General features: G+C 62.6%; 20 protein-coding genes. 14 read left to right on the forward strand and 6 right to left on the reverse strand.

Annotated elements, in window-relative coordinates; genetic code table 11:
* The first annotated feature begins 22 nt into the window (after positions 1-22).
* Together API01S_RS04870 and API01S_RS04875 are read left to right on the forward strand one after the other, a co-directional pair.
* Positions 23-928, forward strand: coding sequence for a pirin family protein (locus API01S_RS04870; RefSeq protein ID WP_061303402.1), 906 nt, complete (start codon positions 23-25; stop codon positions 926-928).
* Positions 929-1,018: 90 nt separating this feature from the next.
* Entirely contained in the window at positions 1,019-1,996 is a 978-nt protein-coding gene (locus tag API01S_RS04875) for a Bug family tripartite tricarboxylate transporter substrate binding protein (protein WP_061303404.1), read from the forward strand.
* Positions 1,997-2,020: 24 nt separating this feature from the next.
* On the opposite strand, the gene API01S_RS04880 is transcribed toward API01S_RS04875, so the two are convergent.
* The 3 genes from API01S_RS04880 to API01S_RS04890 all read right to left on the reverse strand — a co-directional run bounded on the left by API01S_RS04880 (position 2,021) and on the right by API01S_RS04890 (position 5,619).
* On the reverse strand, positions 2,021-2,797 hold the full coding sequence (locus tag API01S_RS04880) for an ABC transporter ATP-binding protein (RefSeq protein WP_061303877.1): 777 nt from the start codon (positions 2,795-2,797) through the stop codon (positions 2,021-2,023).
* A gap of 5 nt (positions 2,798-2,802) precedes the next feature.
* Complete coding sequence (locus API01S_RS04885) at positions 2,803-4,473, reverse strand: ABC transporter permease (RefSeq protein WP_061303406.1); 1,671 nt, start codon at positions 4,471-4,473, stop codon at positions 2,803-2,805.
* Positions 4,474-4,575: 102 nt separating this feature from the next.
* On the reverse strand, positions 4,576-5,619 hold the full coding sequence (locus API01S_RS04890) for a Fe(3+) ABC transporter substrate-binding protein (protein WP_006219652.1): 1,044 nt from the start codon (positions 5,617-5,619) through the stop codon (positions 4,576-4,578).
* 261 nt (positions 5,620-5,880) lie between these two features.
* Here API01S_RS04890 and API01S_RS04895 point away from each other — a divergent pair, with 261 nt between their 5' ends.
* Entirely contained in the window at positions 5,881-6,657 is a 777-nt protein-coding gene (locus tag API01S_RS04895) for a ferredoxin--NADP reductase (protein WP_006219651.1), read from the forward strand.
* Positions 6,658-6,753: 96 nt separating this feature from the next.
* On the opposite strand, the gene API01S_RS04900 is transcribed toward API01S_RS04895, so the two are convergent.
* The 3 genes from API01S_RS04900 to API01S_RS04910 are packed head-to-tail and all read right to left on the reverse strand — an operon-like array spanning position 6,754 to position 9,503.
* A complete protein-coding gene (locus API01S_RS04900; RefSeq protein WP_050728675.1) occupies positions 6,754-7,719 on the reverse strand; it encodes a Bug family tripartite tricarboxylate transporter substrate binding protein in 966 nt (321 codons plus the stop codon).
* A gap of 39 nt (positions 7,720-7,758) precedes the next feature.
* A complete protein-coding gene (locus API01S_RS04905) occupies positions 7,759-8,148 on the reverse strand; it encodes an AtuA-related protein (protein ID WP_050728676.1) in 390 nt (129 codons plus the stop codon).
* A complete protein-coding gene (locus API01S_RS04910) occupies positions 8,145-9,503 on the reverse strand; it encodes an acyclic terpene utilization AtuA family protein (RefSeq protein ID WP_061303408.1) in 1,359 nt (452 codons plus the stop codon). Before API01S_RS04910 ends, API01S_RS04905 begins: the two co-directional genes overlap by 4 nt.
* 95 nt (positions 9,504-9,598) lie before the next feature.
* On the opposite strand from API01S_RS04910, the gene API01S_RS04915 reads away from it, so the two are divergent.
* The 11 genes from API01S_RS04915 (at position 9,599) to API01S_RS04965 (ending at position 21,670) form a co-directional block, all read left to right on the forward strand.
* On the forward strand, positions 9,599-10,513 hold the full coding sequence (locus API01S_RS04915) for a LysR family transcriptional regulator (RefSeq protein ID WP_061303409.1): 915 nt from the start codon (positions 9,599-9,601) through the stop codon (positions 10,511-10,513).
* Between the two features lie 109 nt (positions 10,514-10,622).
* Complete coding sequence (locus API01S_RS04920; protein WP_006219646.1) at positions 10,623-11,009, forward strand: Rid family detoxifying hydrolase; 387 nt, start codon at positions 10,623-10,625, stop codon at positions 11,007-11,009.
* A gap of 39 nt (positions 11,010-11,048) precedes the next feature.
* Complete coding sequence (gene recG / locus API01S_RS04925; protein WP_006219645.1) at positions 11,049-13,139, forward strand: ATP-dependent DNA helicase RecG; 2,091 nt, start codon at positions 11,049-11,051, stop codon at positions 13,137-13,139.
* An 82-nt stretch (positions 13,140-13,221) separates the two neighbouring features.
* Positions 13,222-14,172: a LysR substrate-binding domain-containing protein gene (locus API01S_RS04930; protein WP_006219644.1), complete on the forward strand. Its 951-nt coding sequence runs from the start codon at positions 13,222-13,224 to the stop codon at positions 14,170-14,172.
* A 162-nt stretch (positions 14,173-14,334) separates the two neighbouring features.
* A complete protein-coding gene (locus API01S_RS04935) occupies positions 14,335-14,835 on the forward strand; it encodes a Dps family protein (protein WP_006219643.1) in 501 nt (166 codons plus the stop codon).
* A 478-nt stretch (positions 14,836-15,313) separates the two neighbouring features.
* A complete protein-coding gene (locus tag API01S_RS04940; RefSeq protein WP_050728680.1) occupies positions 15,314-16,108 on the forward strand; it encodes an SDR family NAD(P)-dependent oxidoreductase in 795 nt (264 codons plus the stop codon).
* A gap of 7 nt (positions 16,109-16,115) precedes the next feature.
* Positions 16,116-17,648 (forward strand): LTA synthase family protein, encoded by a 1,533-nt coding sequence (locus API01S_RS04945; RefSeq protein WP_231689366.1) that lies wholly within the window; start codon positions 16,116-16,118, stop codon positions 17,646-17,648.
* A 167-nt stretch (positions 17,649-17,815) separates the two neighbouring features.
* Positions 17,816-19,015 (forward strand): polysaccharide biosynthesis/export family protein, encoded by a 1,200-nt coding sequence (locus API01S_RS04950; RefSeq protein WP_050728681.1) that lies wholly within the window; start codon positions 17,816-17,818, stop codon positions 19,013-19,015.
* A gap of 41 nt (positions 19,016-19,056) precedes the next feature.
* Positions 19,057-19,842, forward strand: coding sequence for an ABC transporter permease (locus API01S_RS04955; RefSeq protein ID WP_050728682.1), 786 nt, complete (start codon positions 19,057-19,059; stop codon positions 19,840-19,842).
* Positions 19,839-20,501, forward strand: coding sequence for an ABC transporter ATP-binding protein (locus tag API01S_RS04960; protein WP_050728683.1), 663 nt, complete (start codon positions 19,839-19,841; stop codon positions 20,499-20,501). The genes API01S_RS04955 and API01S_RS04960 overlap by 4 nt, the downstream gene beginning before the upstream one ends.
* Entirely contained in the window at positions 20,498-21,670 is a 1,173-nt protein-coding gene (locus API01S_RS04965; protein ID WP_082305999.1) for a chain-length determining protein, read from the forward strand. Before API01S_RS04960 ends, API01S_RS04965 begins: the two co-directional genes overlap by 4 nt.
* Positions 21,671-21,679: the final 9 nt, after the last annotated feature.

Below are 21,679 nucleotides of genomic sequence, written 5' to 3' on the forward strand. Positions count from 1 at the left end.
TAAATATGCGGAGTACTGCACCATGTCCACCTTGTCCGAAGCAGGCGAAAGCCAGATCGAAACCATCGTCGTGCCGCGCACCAGTGACCTGGGCGGTTTCTCCGTCCGGCGCGCCATCCCGTCGGCGCAGCGTCGCACGGTCGGGCCTTTCGTGTTCCTGGACCACATGGGTCCGGCTGATTTCGACGTGGGCACCGGTATCGACGTACGTCCGCACCCGCACATCGGCCTGTCCACCGTGACTTATCTGTATGAAGGTTCGATGGTGCACCGCGATGGCGCTGGCCATACGCAGACCATTCTTCCTGGCGAAGTGAACTGGATGACGGCGGGGCGCGGCATCGTGCACTCCGAGCGTTCGTCGCCGCAAGCTCGCCTGGCGCCGCAACGTCTCTGTGGCCTGCAAATCTGGGTCGGCCTGCCCACTCAATACGAAGAGACCGACCCCGGCTTCACGCACTATGGCGTGGACGCGCAACCGGTGATCGAAGGCGAGGGCGTGCGCGCCCAGGTCGTGGCGGGTTCCCTGTTCGGCAAGACCTCGTCGGTCAAGACGCTGTCGCCGCTGTTCTATGGCGACCTGCAATTGCAAGCGGGCGCCACCACGGTGTTGCCGGCCGAATACGAGGAACGCGCGGCGTATCTGGCGCAAGGCACGGTCGAGGTGGACGGCCAGGTCTTCGAAAGCGGACGCCTGGTGGTCTTCGCGCCGGGCCGGCCCGTCCAGATCCGCGCCGTGACGGCAGCCCGCTTCGCTCTGATCGGCGGCGAACCGCTGGATGGTCCGCGCTACGTCTGGTGGAACTTGGTGTCCAGCAGCAAGGACCGAATCGAGCAAGCGAAGCAGGATTGGCAGCGTACGCGTTTCGATCAGGTCGTGCCGGGCGACGAGACGGAATTCATCCCGCTGCCTGAACCGCGCGCCTGACCGAAAAAGTCGTCTTCACCCCCTGCCGCGCAGCCCCTGCGCGGCAGTATGATGCGCCTCCAATCTTTGATAACAACAGGATGGAGACTCATGCATCGCTATACATTCAACCTGGTGCGCGGCGTGGCCGCGCTCTCGCTCGTGCACGGCGCATCGGCGGCGCTGGCGGCCGGTTACCCGAGCAAGCCCATCACCTTCATCGTGCCTTACACGGCTGGCGGCACCACCGATCTGGTGGCGCGCACGGCAGGGCAGAAGGTGGCCGAGAAACTGGGCCAGCCAGTCATTATCGAAAACCGCGCGGGCGCGGGCGGCAATATCGGCATGGACGCGGTGGCCAAGGCCGCACCCGATGGCTACACCATCGGCTTCGGCGCCATTTCCACCAACGCATTGAACCCCTTCGTGTATCCCAAGATGCCGTTCGATCCGACCAAGGATTTCACGGGCGTCAGCATGCTGGGCGCATCGTCGGTGGTGCTGGAAACCGGTCCGGCGTTGAAAGTGGACAGCGTGAAGGACCTGGTCGCCTATGCCAAGCAGCATCCCGGCACGTCGTTCGGCACGCCCGGCACGGGCACGTCGATGCATCTGGCGGGCGTGATGTTCGACCAGTTGACGGGCGCCGGCATGCAGCATATTCCGTACAAGGGCAGCGCGCAGGGGCTTAACGATCTGCTGGGCGGGCACTTGCCCGTGATGTTCGACAATCTGCCCGCGTCGTTGCCGCACATCAAGTCGGGCAAGGTCCACGCTTTGGCAGTGACGGGCAGCAAGCGCGCGCCGGCTTTGCCCGACGTGCCGACCTTGGCCGAACTGGGCTATTCCGGCGCGGTGGTCGATCCGTGGTTTGCCGTGTATGGCCCGGCGAACATGTCGCCCGAAGCCACGCGCGCGTTGAGCGAAGCTTTCCAATGGGCGCTGGCCTTGCCCGAGGTGAAGGACAAGCTGGAGCAGGCCGGTTTCATGCCGTATGGCTCGACCCCCGAGGAAGTGCAGCGCCTGACGGCCAGCCAGCACGAGGCCTTCAAGGCCTTGTCGCAAAAGGTGAAGCTGTCGGCGGACTAAGCGCCGACGCCTGATGCAATACGATCAGCGCCCGCGGGCGTAAGCCTGCTCGCGCTGTTCCTCCAAGGCCTCGCGGCGAATGAAGTCGCGCACGAAGTCGCTGCTGGGCCGGTGGTGCAGGTTATAGGGGGTGTCCCATTGCGCGATGCGCCCCTGGCTCATGACACCGATACGGTCGGCGATGGCAAACGCTTCGGCCTGGTTGTGGGTGACCAGAATAGCCGTGTGGCCAGTGGTCTTCAGGATGTCGCGCACTTCGAACGCCAGGCGTTCGCGCGTATCCACGTCCAGGTTTGAGAACGGCTCGTCCAGCAGCAGCAGGTCGGGCGAGGGCGCGAGCGCGCGGGCCAGCGCCACGCGCTGTTGCTGCCCGCCCGAGATCTCATGCGGATAGCTGGCGGCGGCGTGGGCCAGGCCCACCAGTTCCAGCATTTCTTCGACGCGTCGCGCGCGTTCGGTGCGCGCCAGCTTGCGCAGGCCGAAGGCGACGTTCAGCGCGACGGTCAGGTGAGGGAACAGGGCGTAATCCTGGAACATCATGCCGACGCGGCGATGTTCGGGCGCGACCTGTTCAGTGGCCGACGAGATGACCGTGCCGTCCAGCAGGATGCGGCCCGCGCGTACCGGCTCGAAGCCCGCGATGGCACGCAGGACGGTCGTCTTGCCGCAGCCCGACTCGCCCAGCAGGCAGCCGATGTGCCCAACGGGCAGTCCCAGCGACAAATCCTGCACCACGGGCTTCAGGCCCTTGGGCGTGTCGTAGGCAAGGGAGAGATGTTCGATTTCTAGCAGATCGGGCACGATGATCAATGTCCCATTTTCAGATTGGTGCGCGCCAGCAGGATGACGGGCAGAAGGCCGGCCAGCACGATCGCCAGCGCCGCGACGGCGCCTTCTTCATACGTGCCGCGCGCGGCTTCCGCGTACAGCCAGGTGGCCAGCGTGTCGAAATTCATGGGCCGCAGCAGCAGGGTGGCGGGCAGCTCTTTCATGGCGTCTACGAACACCAGCAGCGCGCTGGCCGCCAGCGCCGGCCGCAGCAGCGGCAGGTGGACTCGGCGCAGCGTGCCGCCCGAGGTTTCACCGAGCAGTCGCGACGCCTGTTCCAGCGAAGGCGGAATGCGGGCCAGCCCGGCTTCCAGTGCGCCCGTCGAAATGGCCAGGAAGCGGATGACGTAAGCGCATACCAGGGCGGTCATGGAACCCATCAGGAACAGGCCGGTTCCGCCAAACACCTTGGCCACCGCCGTGTCGATCCACATGAAAGGCGTCAGCAGGCCGATCGCCAGCACCGTGCCGGGCACGGCATAGCCCAGGCTGGCGATGCGCGCGCAGGCGCGGCCGGGGTTGAAGCCGGCGCTCTCGCGCAAGGTGCGTCCGGCCCAGGCCACGATCAGGCCACACAGCAGCGTCACGACCGTCGCGCTGAATGCGACGATCAGCGTGTTTGAAAGCCCGTTGATGAGCTGGTCGGACACGCCGCCCACCAGATGCAGGCGCTTGTAGGTTTCCACGATCAGATACAGCGCCGGCGCAACGAAACCGATCACAACGGGTATCCATCCCAATATCGTGGCGATGGCGGCGGCGGGCCCGCGCAGTCGGCGCGGCTGCATGGGCCGCATGCGCTGCGTGTTGGCGTAGCGCTGGCGCTTGCGGCCGTGGCGTTCCAGCAAGATCAGGCCGATCACGATGGCCAACATGGTCAGCGCGATCTGCGCCGCGCCCGCCAGGTCGGATCGCGTGACCCAGGTCGTGTAGACCGATACGGTCAGGGTCTGCACGCCCAGGAATTCAGAGGCGCCGATGTCGTTCAGCGTTTCCAGCAAGGCCAGGCTGACGCCGACCACGATGGCCGGCCGCGCCAGCGGCAGCGCCACGCGGCAGAAGACGGCGATGCGGCCCGCGCCCAGCGTGCGCGCGGCTTCTAGCAGGCTGGCCGCCTGCGTCATGAACATCACGCGCGTGCTGAGGTAGACGTAGGGATACAGGACGAAACCCAGCACGAAAATCGCGCCATAGATGGACCGCAGGTCGGGCAGCCGGAACTGGCGCGGGCTGTCATAGCCCAGCAGCGCGCGGATCGCGGTCTGGATGGGGCCGATGGGATGCAGCAGGTCCAGGTAGGCGAAGGCGATGATGTAGGTAGGCACCGCCAGCGGCAGCAGCAGGGCCCAGGTCAGGATGCGGCGGGTCGGAAAGTCATAGGCGGTCACAAGCCAGGCCGCGCCCGTGCCCAACAGCGTGACGACAATGCCCACGCCCGCCAGCAGGATGGCGGTATTCGCAAGCGCCTGCGGCAACACGTAGCTGGCCAGATGCTGCCAGTGCGACAGCTCCCCGCCCAACGCCCACCAGCCCAGCGTCAGGACGGGGGCAAGCACCGCCAGAGCGATCAGGCCGGCGCCCGCCAACCAGCCGGCGCCGCGTTCGGTCCAGCGCAAGCGCATCGGCCGGGGCAAAGATTCAGTGTGCATGCTTCAAACTTGATGGCATCAATGGCAAGGCCTGTTCCCTTTTAGAGAGGGAACAGGCCCAATACTGTCGGATGGCCACGGCACGCCGTGGCCATCGGTGAATCAGTTGTCGAAACCGACCTTGTCGACCAGTTCGCTGGCTTGCTTGCGATGTTTGGCGATTTCGGTCAGGGGCAGCGGATCAACCTTCAATTCGCCAAAGCTGGCGATGACCGGATCGAGCTTCACGCCCTTGCGCACGGGGTATTCGTAGTTGGCCTGGGCGTACAGCGCCTGGGCGGGTTCGGACACCAGGAAGTCCAGTAGCTTGATGGCGTTGGTCTTGTTGGGTGCGTGCGCGGCAACGGCTGCGCCGCTGACGTTCACGTGCGTGCCGCCGCTCTTGGCGTTGGCGAACGTGGGGCGGATGACCTTGATGGCGTCGCCCCACTTGCGTGCGTCCGTGCCCGGCTCGGCGTTCTTCATGTGGCCGACGTAGTAGGCGTTGGCCAGGCCGATATCGCAGATACCGCCCAGGATGTCGCGCGCCACGTCGCGGTCGCCGCCGGCCGCCTTGCGAGCCAGGTTGGCCTTGACGCCACGGAGCCATTTTTCGGTGGCTTCGGCGCCGTCATGGGCAATCATCGAGGCGACCATGGCGGTGTTGTAGGGGTGCTGGCCCGAACGGATGCAAACCTTGCCTTTCCACTTCGGATCGGCCAGGTCTTCGTAGCGGAAGGATTCCAGCTTCAGGTCTTTTTCCACATACAGCACGCGGTCGCGCAGCGACAGGGCGTACCACTTGCCATCCGCGCCGCGCAGGTTGGCGGGGATGACCGATTCCAGCGTTTCGGACTTGACCGATTGCGTCACGCCGCCGTCGACCAGATCCAGCAGGTTGCCGATGTCCACGGTCATCAGCACGTCAGCGGGCGACTTGGCGCCTTCGGCCTTGACGCGTTCCAGCAGGCCGTCCTTGACGAACACGGTGTTGACCTTGATGCCGCTTTCCTTGGTGAAGGCGTCCAGCAGCGGCTGGATAAGCTTGGGTTCCCGGGTGGTGTACAGGCTGACTTCTTCGGCGGCGTTGGCCGTGACGGTGAAGGCGGCGGCGCCAGCGAGCGCCAGGGCGCGCAGCAGCGAATTCAATTGGGGACGCTTGGTCATGTCGGGAAACTCCGGCTAGGGCTGCATCGAAAAGGGCAGGAACTCCAGCCCCTTGGCGATGCTCAAAACGGTCTGCTAACGAAAATGATTATCAAATGAGAACGCGACAATAACAGGAAGCAAACGCGCGTTCAACTATTCGTCAGCGGCATTGTCCCAGCCTTGATTCCTATCAATACGTCATAAGCGTATTACGGAATAATGAGACAAGTTCCCAACAAGACCTGTAGAATAGGGACAACCCTAATAAGCGAATTCGACATGGCTGCTTTCAACACCGAGCGCGTTCTTAGCGTGCACCACTGGAACGACACCCTGTTCTCCTTCACCACGACGCGTGACGCGGCCTTGCGGTTCCACAACGGCCACTTCGTCATGATCGGCCTGGAAGTCGAAGGCAAACCGCTGCTGCGGGCCTACAGTATCGCCAGCGCCAACTACGAAGAAAACCTCGAATTTCTCAGCATCAAGGTGCAAAACGGCCCGCTCACGTCGCGCCTGCAGCATCTGAAAGAGGGCGACACGATTCTGGTCAGCCGCAAGCCGGTCGGCACGCTCGTCGTCGATGACCTCAAGCCGGGCAAGCATCTGTTCCTGTTCGGCACCGGCACGGGCCTGGCCCCGTTCATGAGCATCATCAAAGACCCGGACATCTACGAACGCTTCGACAAGGTCATCTTGGTCCATGGCGTGCGTTGGGTCAGCGAACTGGCCTACGCCGACTTCATCGAGAAAGAACTCCCGAACAACGAATTCTTCGGCGATGTCGTGCGCGAAAAGCTCGTGTACTACCCCACCGTTACGCGTGAGCCGTTCCGCAACCAGGGCCGCATCACCGAACTGATGGAAAACGGCAAGCTGTGCGATGACATCGGCATTCCCCAGATCAACCCGGAAACCGACCGTGCCATGATCTGCGGTAGCCCGCATATGCTGGCTGACATCAGCGCCATGCTCGACAAGCGCGGCTTCACTGTGTCGCCGGGTGTGGGTCAGCCGGGCGATTACGTGGTTGAGCGCGCGTTCGTCGACAAATAAATCTGTCAGTGCGCCAGCCGGCATCTGCCAGGCAGCATAAAAAGCCCATCGCATGCGATGGGCTTTTTGTTTACTGTGCAGGCCAGGCGCGGTGGATCATTCCGGTTGAATGCCCGCCTTCTTGATGATGTCGCCCCATTTCTTCGATTCCGCTTGCTGGAATGCGGCCAGCTCGTCAGGCGTAGACGTGGCGGCGTCGGTGCCTGTCTGCGCGTAGAACTGTTGGGCCGGCTTGGTCTTGGTGGCCTTGACCAGCAGCTCATTCAAGCGCTTGACGACGTCAGGCGGCGTGCCTGCCGGCGCATAGGCCGCGAACCAGTAGCCCATCTCGTAGCCCGGCACGCCCGATTCGGCGATTGTCGGCACGTCGGGCGCCAGCGGCGAACGGGCGGTGCCCGTCACCCCCAACGCGCGCAGCTTGCCCGATTTGACCTGCGGCAGGCCGGTGGCGGTGTCGGTGATCATCATATTGATCTGTCCACCCAGCAGGTCGGTCACCGCCAGCGGATTGCTCTTGTAGGGCACGTGCAGCAATTGCACGCCCGCCATCTGTTGCAGCAATTCGCCCGCGATGCGGCTGCTGGAACTGCCGCTGCCGAAACTGAGCTTGCCCGGCGACTGCTTGGCTTGCGCCAGGAAGTCTGCGACGGTCTTGGCGGGCGATTCGGGGTTCACCACCATGATCTGGCCGCCTTTGCCCAACAGCGAGATCGGTGCGAAGTCCTTCACGGGATGGTAAGTCAACGTCTTGTACAGATGCTCGTTGGCGGCATGCGTGGTGTTGGTGGTGATCAGCACGGTATAGCCGTCCGGCGCCGCCCGGGCGCCTGCCGCTGCGCCGATCATCGCGCTGGCGCCCGGCTTGTTTTCGATGACGACGGCCTGGCCGGTTTGCTCGGTCACGCCCTGGCCGATCGCGCGGCCGATCTGGTCGGTGGCGCTGCCCGCCGCAAAAGGCACGATGAACGTGATCGGCTTGGTCGGGAACGACTGCGCCAGCGCGGTCAAGGGCAGGGCGGCGGCCAGCAGCAAGGCCAGGCGGCCCTTGGACGAAATTCGCATGTTGTGTCTCCTGTGGTGCTTTTTTTATAGGGGAAGGGGTCAGGCGGCCGGGGGGCGGTCGCCTGGTATGTCTGGCAGTCGGCGCGCCAGTTCGGCACTGACCTCCACCGTCAGGTCCAGCAATCGGAAGGACAGGCTTTTGCCATGCGTGTCCAGGTTCAATGCGTCGTTCACACCGCCGTCCAGCACGCCTTCCAGCACGAAGTTCATGGCGTGCAGCGTCGGCAGCAGATAGCGAGTGACACGCGTCGGGTGGCGGTATGCAAACCACTCGGCAACGCGCGCTTCAGTGACTTGCGCCGCCAGCACCTCATAGCATTCCGGATCCCAGGCGATCAGGCTCAGGTTGGAGATGTCGCCTTTATCGCCGGAACGACTGTGGCCCAGGCGATAGAGCGGCACGGCCTGCATGGTGGTTGAGCCGGTCATGGCGCAAGGTCCTCAAGAAAAGTCCAGCCGCTGTGCACGGCATCGCGGGCAATGGTGCAGGACACCATGTTCAGTCGTGGGCGTAGCGCGGTGCGCACGCCGCCGCCGCCTGCCGGGCCGCAGGTGTACAGCGCGGTCACCTCGCGCAGAATGCGTTCGGCCTGGCCTCGGTCGGCGTGTTCGCCGGCCAGTCGCAGCCGCACGTCGCGCGCATGGGAATCGGGCAAGGCGCGACGCATTTCGCCGGCGTCATCGCCCAGGATGCTGATCGCGCCGATCAGATCGGCGCGCAGCGTAAAGCCGGATCCCAGCCGCTTTTGCACGATGTCGGCAGCCAGCCGCGCGCGTGCTTCGGCCTGAACGCCTGCATACGAAATCTCGGCTTCGGCCAGCCAGCCTCCGCGATAGCAGACATTGACTTTCAATTCGGCGGGACGCGCATGGCCTGTGATGCCGTGCACCGCGACGCGGTTGCCGCCCAGTTCGACGACGCGCGCCTGGCTCAGATCGGCCACCACGTCGGGCGTCAGGTAGCGCGCGGGGTCGTGCACTTCATACAGAAGCTGTTCCTTGACCGTGCGCGCGTCCACCGCGCCGCCGGTACCTTCGGCCTTGCCGATCACGAATTCGCCATCGGCATCGATCTGCGCGATGGGATAGCCCGCTGCGTGCACGTCGGGTACTTCTTTCAAGCCGGGTACGCAGAAGTAGCCCCCGGTGACTTGCAAGCCGCATTCCAGCATGTGGCCGGCCATGGTGGCGCGGCCAAGGCGGGGCCAGTCCGCCGCGTCCCAACCAAAGTGCGCCAGGGCAGGGCCCAGTGTCAATGAAGGATCGGCGACGCGGCCCGCCACCACGATCTGTGCGCCCGCCGCCAAGGCTTCGGCGATTTCGGTCGCGCCCAGATAGGCGGTCGCGCTGACGACGTCGCGCCCCACGAGCGCGGCGCCCAGGCGATCTTGCAGCAGGGCGCGTTGCTCGGGTGTGTTCAGCGCGTCGCCATGCACCACCGCGATGCGAGGTACGGGCAGGCCTTGTTCGCGGGCGATGGCCGCGATGCGGCGGGCGGCCGCCTGCGGGTTGGCCGCGCCAAAATTGCTGACGATGTTGATGCCGTGGCGCAGGCAGTCGGCCAGCACCGGCGAGACCAAGTCGTCCAGCAACGGCTCGTAGCCGTGATTGGGGTTGTCGTTGCGTGCCAGTTGCGCAAGCGCCAGCGTGCGTTCGGCAAGCGTTTCAAAGATCAACGTGCCGCCGCCTTGGGCGGCCAGCGTGCGCACGACAGCGGCGGCGCCGTCGCTGCGGTCGCCGGAGAAGCCAGAGGCGCAGCCGATAAGCAGGGGAGTTTGAGGCATGAAAAGTCCAGTCGAGCCTGCGGTTTCTGCTCACTATAGGTACGCGCACATCATCAGTAAAATAGAAAGATCGGATCAATTGATAGAAAAAAGCCATGAATCTATCTGCCAGGCAGCTACGCGCCTTCGTCGCGCTAGCCGATGAACGGCACTTCACGCGGGCGGCGCAGCGCTGCCATCTGACGCAACCCGCTTTCAGCGCGCTGATCCGGCAACTGGAAGACAGCGCCGGCTTGCGGCTCTTTGATCGCAACACCCGGCACGTCGAATTGACGGCCGAAGGACGGGTGTTGGACGCCTCGGCGCGCCGGCTGCTGGCCGATATGGACCTGGTCATGGAAGATATGCACGATCACGCCGCGCGTCGGCGCGGGCGTGTCGCCCTGGCCGCGCTGCCGTCGCTGGCGGCGGGTTGGTTGCCCGGCCTGCTGGCCCGATTTGGGCAGGCGCATTCCGGTATCGTGGTCGACCTGCGCGACGCGTTGCTGGACCCTTGCCTGGATATGGTGCAAAGCGGACAGGTGGACTTCGCCGTGGCGTCCCGGCGCGCGGACATGACGGATCTGGATAGCGAATTCCTGCACGCCGACCGCTATTTTCTGGTGTGTCGGGCTGATCACCCTTTGGCCTCGCAACCGCGCGTCCGGCTCCGCGATATTGCGCGCCACCCCGTCATTCAGCTTGCGCGCGGCAGCAGTGTGCGCAAACATTTGGACGCGGCGTTCGGCGCCGACGCGCCCATGCCAGTGTTTGAAGTCGAGCATTTGGCCACTGTGACCGGGCTGGTGCGCGCCGGTCTGGGCGTGTCGGTGGTGCCGGCGATGACGCTGTTTCACTTCGCCAGCAACGACCTGCGCATCGTGCCCTTAGCCGGGCGCGCGCTGACTCGGCCGCTTTACCTGGTGCAGCGCAAAGGCCGCAGCTTGTCCGTGGCCGCGCAGGCGCTGGTCGAGCTGTTGATCGCGCATCGGGGCGATATCGGCGGCGCCGGCCATCAGGCAGAGGGTTGAAACCGGGATTCGATCATCCCTGCGTCATCCGGCCACTTTCGCAAATGTCTATTGCTGGATAAACTTCGATAGTTGTAGCTTTCTATCCGTCAACTGAAGGATTCCGCCCATGAGCAAGCAAATCATCCATACCGACGCAGCGCCCGCCGCCGTTGGCCCTTACTCGCAAGCGGTTGCCGTTAGCGGCACCAAGACTGTCTACTTGTCGGGCCAGATCGGCCTGGAGCCGGGCACGGGCGATCTGGTCTCTGAAAACTTCGACGCGCAGGTGCGCCAAGCCTTTGCCAACATGCAAGCCGTCATCACCGAGGCCGGCGGCACGCTGGACAACGTGGTCAAGCTGACCTTGTTCCTGACCGACCTGGGCAAGTTCACCGCCGCCAACTCCATCATGGCCGAGATCATTCCGCAGCCTTTCCCGGCGCGCTCGACCATCGGCGTGGCCAGCTTGCCCAAGGGCGCGCAGTTCGAAGTCGAAGCCATCATGGTCCTGTAAGGCGTATCCGCACGCTGCATTCCAAGGGTTCGTTCCTTCATGCCGGCCGCGGCCGTGGCTTCCAAGCGAACCGGCGCCGATAAAAACGGCGCCGGCAAACCGATGACAGATACCGAGCGCAAGCTTCGGAATCTGGGTTTGGTGCTGCCCGAGGACTTCGTGCTGCATCTGCCGCTGCGCTACGAAGACGAAACCCGCGTCGTGCCGATCAGCGCGCTGCGGCCAGGCTATGCCGGCCAGGTCGAGGGCGAGATCACCAAGTCCGAGGTCCAGTACCGGCCCCGGCGCCAACTGACCGCCACGCTGGCCGATGAAACTGGCGAAATCCAGTTGCGCTGGCTCAATTTCTATCCCAGCCAGCAAAAGCAGATCAGCGTGGGCAAGCGGCTGCGGGCGCGCGGCGAAGTCCGCAGCAACCTGTTTGGCCGCCAGATGGTGCATCCGCGCATGACCAATGCCGATGCGCCTTTGCCTACGGCGCTGACGCCGGTTTACCCCACCACCGAAGGCCTGCCGCAACTGACATTGCGGCGCGCTATCGCGCAGGCCCTGGACCGGGCCGACCTGTCGGACACATTGCCCCCCGAAGCCCTGGCGCGCTACGACCTGCCACCCTTCGAGCCCGCGATCCGCGCCTTGCACACGCCCGCCCAGGGCGAGTCCGAACAAGCGCTGTTGGACCGCGTGCATCCCGCGTGGCGGCGCATCAAGTTCGATGAACTGTTGGCGCAGCAGTTGTCGCTGGCCGCCGCGCGCGCCGCCCGACGCATCAAGGAAGCCGAATCGCTGCCGGTGCGCAACGAGCCAGGTGGTCTGGTGGCCAAGCTGTACGCCAACCTTCCGTTCAAATTGACCGCCGCCCAAGAGCGCGTGGTGCAGGAAATTTCGGCCGACCTGGCCAAGCCCTATCCCATGCATCGCCTGTTGCAAGGCGACGTGGGCAGCGGCAAAACCGTGGTCGCCGCCATCGCTGCCGCGCAGGCCATCGCGGGCGGAGCGCAAGTGGCGCTGATGGCCCCCACTGAAATCCTGGCCGAGCAGCATTTCCGCAAGCTGGTGTCGTGGTTGCAGCCGTTGGGCATCAACGTGGCCTGGCTCAGTGGCAGCCTGACCGCCAAGGCGCGCCGCGAAGCCGCCGCCGCTGCCGCCGATGGCAGCGTGCAACTGGTCGTCGGCACGCAAGCCCTGATCCAGGACCATGTCGAATTCCATCGCCTGGGGCTGTCGATCGTCGATGAGCAGCATCGTTTCGGCGTGGGTCAGCGCCTGGCGCTGACCAAGAAGGGCGAGACCGTGCGCGGCCGCATCGTGCCGCACCAACTGAACATGAGCGCCACCCCCATTCCCCGCACGTTGGCCATGACCTTCTTCGCGGACCTGGACGTATCCGTCATTGACGAGCTTCCGCCCGGTCGCACGCCCGTGCTGACCAAGCTGGTGTCGGATGCGCGGCGCGAAGAGGTGATCGCGCACGTAGCCCAGGCGGCTCGTGGCGGGCAACAGGTCTATTGGGTCTGTCCGCTGGTCGAAGAAAGCGAGGCGCTGGAACTGCAAACGGCGGTGGACACCTACGAAGGCATGCGCACCGATCTTCCCGACCTGCGCATTGGCCTGGTCCATGGCCGCTTGCCGCAAGCCGAGAAAGCCGCGGTCATGCAGGCATTTCGGGAAGGCGAAGTCGACCTGCTGGTCGCCACCACCGTCATCGAAGTGGGCGTGGACGTTCCCAATGCGTCGCTGATGGTGATCGAACACGCCGAGCGCTTCGGCCTGGCCCAATTGCACCAACTGCGAGGACGAGTAGGGCGGGGCACCGCCGAATCGGTCTGCGTGCTGCTCTATCAGACGCCGTTGTCGCAAGTGGCCCGCGAGCGGCTGCGCGCCATGTTCGAAACATCCGACGGATTCGAGATCGCCCGGCGCGACCTTGAACAGCGCGGCCCGGGCGAATTCCTGGGCACGCGGCAGTCCGGCATGGCCTTGCTGCGGTTTGCAGACCTGGAGACCGATGCCGCCATCGCGGAAGACGCGCGCGACGCGGCGGTATGGCTGCGCGCCGAGTACCCGGACGCCGTCGAGGCGCATCTGGCGCGCTGGATGCGCGGCCGCGAAGACTTCTTGCGGACCTGACCAGATTGCGGCCCGCTCTACACCTGAATCATTCAAGCGCCGGCCGCAAGGCCCGCGCGTAACCCGGGGGGCGCAGTCCACCATGACTCTCACCGAACTCAAGTACATCGTCGCCGTCGCGCGTGAACGCCATTTCGGCCGCGCGGCCGAGGCCTGTTTCGTCAGCCAGCCCACCTTGTCCGTGGCGATACGAAAGCTGGAAGACGAGCTGGGCGTAACGCTATTCGAGCGCGGCGGCGCCGAAGTGGGCGTCACTCCCATTGGGCAGCGCATCGTTGCCCAAGCGCAAAAAGTGCTGGAAGAAAGCGCCAGCATCAAAGAGATCGCGCGCCAGGGCCATGACCCGCTGGCCGGTCCCTTGCGCGTCGGCGTCATCCACACCATCGGCCCGTACCTGCTGCCCAAGCTGGTCCCCGTCCAGATCGGCCGCACCCCGCAGATGCCGCTGCTGCTGCAAGAGAACTTCACCGTGCGCCTTGTCGAACTGCTGCGCCAAGGTGAAATCGACTGCGCCATCATGGCCTTGCCGCTGCCCGAGGCCGGCTTGGTCATGCAGCCGCTGTACGACGAACCCTTCATCGTCGCGGTGCCCAACGACCACGAGCTGGCGCAAAGAAAATCCATCGACGCCCAGGATTTGAAACAGCAGACCATGCTGCTTTTGGGCAGTGGTCATTGCTTCCGCGACCAGGTGCTTGAGGTCTGTCCCGAGCTGTCGCGGTTTTCGGCGGCCAGCGACGGCATACAACGCACGTTCGAGGGCTCATCGCTGGAAACCATCCGCCACATGGTCGCCGCCGGTATCGGCGTGACGGTCCTGCCGGTGACCGCCGTGCCCGAGCACCCGCCCAGCAACAGCCTGCTGCGCTATCTGCCGTTCGAGGGCCACGTGCCCGAACGCCGCGTAGTCCTGGCCTGGCGTCGCAGCTTTCCCCGCCTGGCTGCCATCGAAGCCCTGGCCCAGGCCGTCTACGAGTGCGAGCTGCCGGGCGTGAAGATGTTGTCCGACGAAGCCGCGGCGGTGCAGGACTGAGGGCTTTTCGCCTTACGCGTTCTCGTCCTGGATTGCAGGGCGGGACATTTGAGCCGGATCAAGGGCAGACCCCGCAAGCCCTTGTTTTATGCGGGTTGTGCGTCAATTCATCATCTTTGCAGTGGTATCCTTCTTTCGTACTTTTCCTAATAGGAGCTAGCAATGGCCAAGTCCCCCAAGAAGACCCCGAGCGTTCCGCGCATCAACATCGGCATTTCGGACAAGGACCGCGCGGCCGTCGCCGGCGAACTGTCCAAGCTGCTGGCAGACTCGTACACGCTGTACCTGATGACGCACAACTTCCATTGGAACGTCACGGGGCCCATGTTCAACACGCTGCACCTGATGTTCATGACGCAGTACACGGAAGAGTGGACCGCGTTGGACAGCATCGCCGAACGCATCCGCGCGCTGGGCCACTACGCGCCGGGCACGTATCGCGAGTATTCGAAGCTGTCGTCGATTGCCGAGCCGGAATCCGTGCCGGAAGCGCTGGAGATGGTGCGCCTGCTGGTGAGCGCCAATGAATCCGTCGCCAAGACCGCACGGTCGGCCTTCGAAAAGGCCGATGCCGCGAATGACCAACCCACGGCCGATTTGTTGACTCAGCGCCTGGACGTGCATGAGAAGAATGCGTGGATGCTGCGTAGCTTGTTGCAATAAGCCTCGAAGCATTTTTTCCTTAGGTTTCAATGCATGGCTTCCCGGCATTGAATTTGGCCCCACATATCGGAGCCTAGATGGCCGCCTTCGAGGCGGTCATTTCTATTTGGAAATGCGCACACAACGCTTGCGATCAATCAATGGATAGACGCAGCGCCTTAAGTGAGTAAATGTATCTACATAAGGAGAAATAAAACGACACAACTCCTCGGGAAGATGCCAGATTCGCGAGAGATTTGCCGTAGCTCCTAGGGCACTTGCCATCGCTGTATGCGGCCGTCAAGCTTATCTATTTCAAATATTGCAAATTCTCTCTGTTAGCTAAAAAAAGGTCCCGCCGGTCGATTACAATGCCGGCTCTTTATGGAATCTGTACGCGGAAGTAACTGCATTTTTTCGATCTTTATCACCGAAGAAGAGCGAAAAATGTCAGCAATGTCTGCCCCGCTGATACGACAGATTCGAACGGACTGGCGGAATGACAAAGATGAATGGCGGTCAACCGGGAGTACCTGGTTGCGTCCTGATTACGGGTGCCACGGGCGGCATAGGCCAAGCACTGGCGCGCGAGTATGCGCAGGCAGGCGCGCGCACCCTGATCCTGCAAGGGCGGGATCCCGCCCGGCTGCTGGAAATCGAGTCGGTCTGCACGGGCCTGGGCGCACGCGTCGTGACGCAAATTCTGGACCTGCGCGATGTGGCGGCGTTGAACGCGTGGCTCCAGGATGTCAGCGAGCGCGAACGGCCTGACCTGGTCATCGCCAACGCTGGCGTCAACATCAATACAGGTTCTGAGCAGCAAGGCGAAGCATGGGACGACGTGCTGCGTCTCCTGGAGGTCAACGTGCGCGCCGTCTTCGCCACCGTGCATGGCGTGCTGCCCGCGATGAGGGCGCGTGGCGCGGGACAGATTGCCCTGGTCAGCTCGCTCGCGGCCTGGCGCGGCCTGCCCGAGACGCCCAGCTACAGCGCAACCAAGGCGGCCGTGAAGGTCTACGGTGAGGCAATGCGCGACGGACTCGCTCGCGAAGGCGTGCGGGTCAATGTCATCATGCCCGGCTATGTCGAGTCGCAGATGTGCTTCGACATGCCCGGCCCCAAGCCCTTCCTATGGAGCGCGGCCAAAGCGTCGCGCGTGATCCGGCAGGGACTACGCGCCAACAAGGCGCGCATCAGCTTTCCCTTTCCATTGAATCTGGGTACGTTTCTGTTGGCAGTCATTCATCCTGCGGTTTCAGGCTGGTTCTTGCGCAGGTTGGGTTACGGTGCTTGAGCCTATCGTGGCCTTTCTGTTGCCCTCCATGCTGCTCGGCCTCTTTGCAAGCTGGGCGTTCGAGAGCCTGTTGCAGCCGCGTCCTGTACCCGTCTGGCAGCGTCCGATTGCCGCCAACCTGACGCATATGGGCGTGTGGGTGTTGGCGTTCGCATTGGAACTGGCGTTGTTCAGGCGACCGTATTTCGCCATGGCCAACGTCCTGGCCATCGAGTTGGTCTTGATCCTGGTGAGCCGCGCCAAATTCCATTCGCTGCAAGAGCCGTTTGTCTTTCCGGACTTCGAATACTTCACCGACGCCATTCGGCATCCCCGTCTGTATCTGCCGTTCTTCGGATGGGCAAACGCGGTGGCCGCGATAGGCGGCTACGGCGTTGCCTTGTGGTTGGGCCTGACATTCGAGAATGCGATCGTGGTGCATGACCATCCGTCCTTCTTGCCGACCGTGGGCTTGCTGGCTCTAGGTGGTTTGGCGCTGGCTATGGGGGCGGGGCGGTGGGTGAGGGCGACTTTCGACGCCGAACCCGACTTGCGCCGGCTGGGTTTCGTAGGCGCGCTATGGGCTTACGGGCGGGCCGAGCGGCAATGCGCGCTATCGCTACGTGCCCGTGCGCCGTTCCATGCTGTTGCGCCGGACGAAGTATCCGACGTGTTGCCTGATCTGGTCAGCATTCAAAGTGAATCCTTTTTCGACGTGCGCCGGGCGTATCCCATCGTGAAGCAGGACGTGCTGGCGGGCTTCGATAGACTGCGCGCGGAAGCCCTGGTGCAGGGCGAGCTGAACGTCGCCGCGCGTGGCGCCAATACGGTGCGCACGGAATTTTCTTTCCTTTCAGGAATGGCCCCCTCCGACTTAGGGGTGCACCGCTACAACCCTTATCGCCGCCTGGCCGGCCACGGTTTGCCGACACTGGCTACGTATCTAAAGCAGCTGGGTTACCGCACGATCTGCGTGCATCCCTATCACGGCGACTTTTATCGCCGCAACCGCGTGCTGCCCGCACTCGGTTTTGATGAGTTCATCGACCTGAAGGCTTTCGAGGAAGCAGAAAAGGTGGGCGCCTATGTCGGGGATCAGGCGCTGGGCCGATATGTGTCGGCCCTGTTGACGCGCGACGATCCCCGCCCGCTGTTCATTCACGTCATCACCATGGAAAACCACGGTCCGCTTCATTGGGAACCGGTCACCGAGGCCGACGCACGCGATGTGTTGAACGGGGCCATGCCGCAGGGTTGCGAAGAGCTGGTGGCGTATGCGCGCCACCTGCGCAACGCCGATGCAATGTTCAGCAGCCTGCGTCAGACGCTACTCAACAATGGCCGACCCGCGGGCATGTGCATATTCGGCGATCACATTCCGATCATGCCGAAGGTCTACCGCGCGTTGGGCGGGGTGAGCGGATTGACGGAAGGGGTGATCTGGGCGGTGGGGGGAAGTGCCGGTGAGGGTAGGCGCCTGAAGGTCTCATCCCTGGCGGCCGATTTCCTATCGGGATTCGCCCTCATGAAAACGGTTGATTTGGAGCAGGCCAAGACCTGAGGTGGCCAAATAGCTTTTTAGTACGCCCAGTGAGCAGTCAGAAAGATTTACTGCGAGGTCGGCGAAATACGTAAGAAAACGAATGTCGCAGCAGATAACGGGGCTTGAAAAATATCAGCCTGTTTGCCGGCGATACACAAGTTGTGCAGTGAGCTTAATAAATCCATATGAAAGCAGAGAATAAATCCTCCAAGGTCGGCTTGCTGATTACGGGCGCGGTCCTCGTGTCTTTGCTGTCCGGCTGCGGAACCATGCCCGGCTGGATTGCATCCAGCGGAGCAAGCCGTCAACAGGTGGTGGAACAGCAGGATTCCGGTCGCATCGAAGGCATAGAGCTGATCGACGTCAACGATGCGCTTGCCAGAAAGCTGGCCGACAGCAAAAAGCTGGGACAGTTTTCCGACGTCTTCCATAGCTCGACGTCCAATAATTATCTGATAGGGCCGGGCGACATCATCGAGGTCTCGATCTGGGAGTCGCCGCCTGCGATGTTGTTCGGGACGTCTGGCCTCGATATCAAGTCCACCCCCGTCACCTCCAACTCCGTCACGTTTCCGGAGCAGATGGTTTCGCCGGGAGGCACGATCACGGTCCCCTTTGCGGGTCACGTTTCTGTACAGCGCCGCAGCACCCAGGAAATCGAGGCCGATATCGCAAAGCGGTTGCAGGGTAAGGCGAACATGCCCCAGGTGCTGGTGCGTGTGATCAAGAACAATACTTCCAATGTGACGGTGGTCGGCGAAGTGACGACCAGCACATTGATGCCCCTGACGCCCAAGGGTGAGCGACTGCTTGACGCACTGGCCGCAGGCGGCGGCGTGAAGCAGGCGGTCAATCGGATGGCGGTCCAGCTCTCGCGTGAGGATCAGACTTCGACGATGGCGCTGGATTCGATCATCCGCGACCCGCGCCAGAACATTCTGCTCAAGCCCGGCGACGTGATCACCGCGCTGTTTCAACCGCAAAGCTTTTCGGTGCTTGGTGCGACCGGCAAGAACGAAGAAATTGCATTCGAAGCTCAGGGCATCTCGCTTGCCCAGGCCTTGGCGCGTTCGGGCGGCCTGAACGACAGCCGCGCGGATGCTCGCGGCGTGTTCATTTTTCGCTTTGAAGATCCAAAGGTCGTGGACGGGCAGGGCAGCGAAGGACAGCAGGCATCCCAACGCGTCGAAGGCGCACCCGTTCCCGTCGTCTATCAGGTCGATCTGCGCGACCCGGCTTCATTCTTCGTCACCCAGAACTTCCCGATTCAAAACCGGGACGTGATTTACGTGGCCAATGCACCTGCTGCTGAATTTGAGAAATTCCTGCGCCTGGTGGTATCCGTGGCCGTCCCCAGCGTGACGCTCAACAATGCTCTGCGTTAAAGGGATCATGTTCCGATATCCGACCTTGTTGCGGGAGAGCCATGTCTGAGCCGCGTAGCTCGCTTTCTATCACGCTTGCCGTCTGGCGTGCGGTGTTCCTGCGGGAGTCGCTCGACCGCCTGTTTGACATGCGGGCGGCATGGTTCTGGCTGTTGATGGAGCCGGTGATGCACATCACCTTCATCACTTTTGTCTTCACTGCGATACGGCTGCACACCATCGGGGGAATCGACACCGCTGTCTGGATCATGGTGGGAATGCTCGCCTTTTTCCTGTTCCGGCGGACGGCCCTCCAGGTCATGTATGCCGTCGAATCCAATCAGCCCTTGTTCGCCTACCGGCAAGTCAAACCCTTCGACGTTGCCATCGTCCGGGCCGGGCTTGAGGCCTTTCTGATGGTGATTGTTTCGACCGTCATCCTGGGGGCGGCTGCTTTCCTCGGGCATGTGACGTTTCCCCGGGACCCTTTGCTGGTTGCCGTTGCGCTGTTAGGGCTGTGGCTCTATGGGCTGGGATTCGGGCTGGTGGCGTCCGTGCTGATGGAGCTCGTTCCCGAGACGGAACACATCCTCAAGCTCGTGATGTTGCCGCTATACCTGGTATCGGGGGTGATCATGCCCATCATGTCCGTGCCCCAACCCTATCGGGATCTGCTCATGCTCAATCCGATCGCGCACGGGCTTGAACTGGTGCGCGCGGGCTTCGTTCCTTACTACCACATGGTGCCCGGTACAAGCGCCGGTTATTTATATGCGTGGGCGGGCGCGAGCATTCTTCTCGGTATGGCGTTGTACCGCCGGTATGAATTGCGGTTGGTGATGCAATGATCATCGTCAACGACGTACACAAACGCTACAAGACCGAGCATGGTCTGGGCAAGTGGGTGCTGCAAGGCATCACGCTAACGATACCCCGCAAGCTGAACGTGGGCTTGATCGGTCAGAACGGCGCCGGAAAGTCGACGCTGCTTCGCCTGATTGGAGGCGTGGATCACCCCACCCGAGGCTACGTGCAGCGCCACTGCCGCGTTTCCTGGCCGATGGGGCAAGGCGGCCTCGAAGGCACGTTGACCGGCCGGCAAAACGCAAAGTTCGTTTGCCGCGTGCATGGACATCAATCTGATCTAGCGGACCGTCTTGCATTCATCCAGGACTTCTCCGAGTTGCGAACTGCCTTCGACGAGCCGGTCAGTACCTATTCCTCCGGGATGCGATCGCGATTGCAATTCGCCTTGTCGCTAGCCTTTGAGTTCGATGTCTATATTTCGGACGAAGTCACGGCGGCAGGCGATGCAGGCTTTCGGAAAAAGGCCGCGGCAGCCTTTCAGTCGATGACGACCCGGGCGGGATTGATCATGGTGGCTCACGACGAGGTCACGCTCAAGCAGTTTTGCCAGTCAGGCATTTGGATTCATGAGGGCAAGGCGCATTGGTTCGATCAAATCGACGACGCTCTCTCTGCATATAACGATTCTCTCGAAAAATGACGGAACAACACATCACGAAGAATGAGGGGCAACTCTCTAAAGTGACATCGTTGCTGGGCAAGACCCGTAACGACTGGCTCTCCATACGCCTGTTTCAACGGTTGATCCGGCTTACGCTGATCGTGGCGTTGCTGACGATAGTCTATTGGTTGTTCTTTGCATCCGATCGATATGTCTCCGAGGCCAACGTCATCATTCGCAAGACGGATTCGGTCAGCGCGCCCACATTTGATTTGACGATGCTCGCTTCCGGTGGCGGGTCCGTCAATCGGACTGACCAACTGCTGCTGCGCGATTACCTGTTATCCGTCGATATGCTGAAGAAGCTCGACGCCAAGCTCGAACTGCGCTCGCACTTCAGCGATTCCGGCCGCGATATCTTGTCCCGGCTCTGGTTCAAGGACGCGTCGACCGAGTGGTTCTACCGCTATTTCCAGTCGCGCCTGAACGTGGACTACGACGACTACGCCGGCGTGCTTCGCATCAAGGTGCAGGCCTATGACGAAAAGACCTCTCATGCGATCGCTGACATGCTGGTCAAGGAGGGCGAACATTACATGAACCAGTTGGGCCATGAATTGGCGGAGGCGCAGGTGGGCTTTCTGACAGCCCAGGTCACGCAGGCTCAGGCCCGGTTTCAGGAGGCCAGCCAGGCATTGCTGAATTTCCAGAACCAGCAAGGCCTGCTCTCGCCGCAGGCCACGGCCGAAAGCCTCAATGCGATCGTTGCGGAGCTTGAAGGCCAACGGGCCCAATTGCAGACGCAACTGGCCTCACTGCCGAAGTCCCTGGATCGCGATCATCCGAACATCTTGAGGATCAAGCAGGCGCTTAACGCGGTTGACCGTCAGATCGAGCAGGAAAAGGCAAAGCTCGCCACGCCTGCTGGCAAGACATTGAACGCCACGGTCGAGGAATTCCAGCGCCTGCAAATGCAGGTGAATTTCGCCCAGGATCTGTACAAATCTTCGCTGATCGCGCTTGAGAAAGGACGCAACGATGCCGTCCGGCTTCTTGAGAAGGTCTCCATCTTGCAGACACCCACAATGCCGGAGTATCCGCTTGAGCCACGCCGCTTGTACAACGCGCTCGCAACGTTGCTGATTGCGCTGATGATCGCCGGCATTTTGAAGTTGCTTGAGAGCATTGTGCTCGATCACGTTGATTGACCGGCCCAG

Origin of the sequence: Achromobacter piechaudii NBRC 102461, assembly GCF_001571245.1 — a bacterium.
Classification (GTDB): Bacteria; Pseudomonadota; Gammaproteobacteria; order Burkholderiales; family Burkholderiaceae_B; genus Achromobacter; species Achromobacter piechaudii.

Bases quoted from the DNA above. Each gene is read 5' to 3' on its own strand.
- API01S_RS04885 (WP_061303406.1), bottom strand. From the start codon at position 4,473: ATGCACACTGAATCTTTGCCCCGGCCGATGCGCTTGCGCTGGACCGAA.
- API01S_RS04960 (WP_050728683.1), top strand. From the start codon at position 19,839: ATGATCATCGTCAACGACGTACACAAACGCTACAAGACCGAGCATGGT.
- API01S_RS04870 (WP_061303402.1), top strand. From the start codon at position 23: ATGTCCACCTTGTCCGAAGCAGGCGAAAGCCAGATCGAAACCATCGTC.
- API01S_RS04875 (WP_061303404.1), top strand. From the start codon at position 1,019: ATGCATCGCTATACATTCAACCTGGTGCGCGGCGTGGCCGCGCTCTCG.
- API01S_RS04940 (WP_050728680.1), top strand. From the start codon at position 15,314: ATGACAAAGATGAATGGCGGTCAACCGGGAGTACCTGGTTGCGTCCTG.
- API01S_RS04955 (WP_050728682.1), top strand. From the start codon at position 19,057: ATGTCTGAGCCGCGTAGCTCGCTTTCTATCACGCTTGCCGTCTGGCGT.
- recG (WP_006219645.1), top strand. From the start codon at position 11,049: ATGCCGGCCGCGGCCGTGGCTTCCAAGCGAACCGGCGCCGATAAAAAC.
- API01S_RS04895 (WP_006219651.1), top strand. From the start codon at position 5,881: ATGGCTGCTTTCAACACCGAGCGCGTTCTTAGCGTGCACCACTGGAAC.
- API01S_RS04910 (WP_061303408.1), bottom strand. From the start codon at position 9,503: ATGCCTCAAACTCCCCTGCTTATCGGCTGCGCCTCTGGCTTCTCCGGC.
- API01S_RS04935 (WP_006219643.1), top strand. From the start codon at position 14,335: ATGGCCAAGTCCCCCAAGAAGACCCCGAGCGTTCCGCGCATCAACATC.
- API01S_RS04900 (WP_050728675.1), bottom strand. From the start codon at position 7,719: ATGCGAATTTCGTCCAAGGGCCGCCTGGCCTTGCTGCTGGCCGCCGCC.
- API01S_RS04890 (WP_006219652.1), bottom strand. From the start codon at position 5,619: ATGACCAAGCGTCCCCAATTGAATTCGCTGCTGCGCGCCCTGGCGCTC.
- API01S_RS04930 (WP_006219644.1), top strand. From the start codon at position 13,222: ATGACTCTCACCGAACTCAAGTACATCGTCGCCGTCGCGCGTGAACGC.
- API01S_RS04915 (WP_061303409.1), top strand. From the start codon at position 9,599: ATGAATCTATCTGCCAGGCAGCTACGCGCCTTCGTCGCGCTAGCCGAT.
- API01S_RS04920 (WP_006219646.1), top strand. From the start codon at position 10,623: ATGAGCAAGCAAATCATCCATACCGACGCAGCGCCCGCCGCCGTTGGC.
- API01S_RS04965 (WP_082305999.1), top strand. From the start codon at position 20,498: ATGACGGAACAACACATCACGAAGAATGAGGGGCAACTCTCTAAAGTG.
- API01S_RS04905 (WP_050728676.1), bottom strand. From the start codon at position 8,148: ATGACCGGCTCAACCACCATGCAGGCCGTGCCGCTCTATCGCCTGGGC.
- API01S_RS04950 (WP_050728681.1), top strand. From the start codon at position 17,816: ATGAAAGCAGAGAATAAATCCTCCAAGGTCGGCTTGCTGATTACGGGC.